The organism is Corallococcus sp. AB049A (genome assembly GCF_003668885.1).
GTDB lineage: Bacteria > Myxococcota > Myxococcia > Myxococcales > Myxococcaceae > Corallococcus > Corallococcus interemptor.
The window spans coordinates 1-451 of the sequence record NZ_RAWL01001079.1 but is presented as its reverse complement, the minus strand read 5'-3'; the positions used below and the strand labels follow the sequence as shown (position 1 = coordinate 451).

The 451-nt window shown below is 57.2% G+C and carries 1 protein-coding gene; it reads left to right on the top strand.

Annotated elements, in window-relative coordinates; genetic code table 11:
* Positions 1 to 8: 8 nt before the first annotated feature.
* A complete protein-coding gene (locus tag D7X55_RS46370) occupies positions 9 to 308 on the top strand; it encodes a sterol desaturase family protein (RefSeq protein ID WP_368666527.1) in 300 nt (99 codons plus the stop codon).
* The last annotated feature ends 143 nt before the right edge of the window (positions 309 to 451 follow it).

The following is a 451-nucleotide window of genomic DNA, read 5'->3' as shown; positions in this document are numbered from 1 at the left end:
ACTATGGCTTGTTCATTCACGCGAACCTGCCATGGACCTATGGCGCCTTGGGTCGCTTATTCGTGTCGCCCGCGATGCATAGATGGCATCACGTGCGCAACGGGGAAGGGGTGGGTAGCAATTTCGCCACAGTGTTCTCGGTGTTTGACCAGTGGTTTGGTACTTGGTATGTGCCCTCTTCGTGCGGCGCACCTCTGGGTGTGACCGGTGGCGGTCACGATTCCTTCTTGCATCAGATCTTCAGTCCCTTCGCCCGCTTGTTTAGATTGAGGCGTCCCTCCGGTGTCGGGAGCGATGCTGTTCCTTAGGCAATCGGGGAGGTTGGGGCGAAGGCTCGTCATAATGCGCTCTCTGGCTGCACCAGCAATGGACTATCCTCTCCAATGTGGGGCGTACCGGGAAGCATGATTCACGGGTGCACGGTACGAAATTCGATATCACCGGCGTTGAC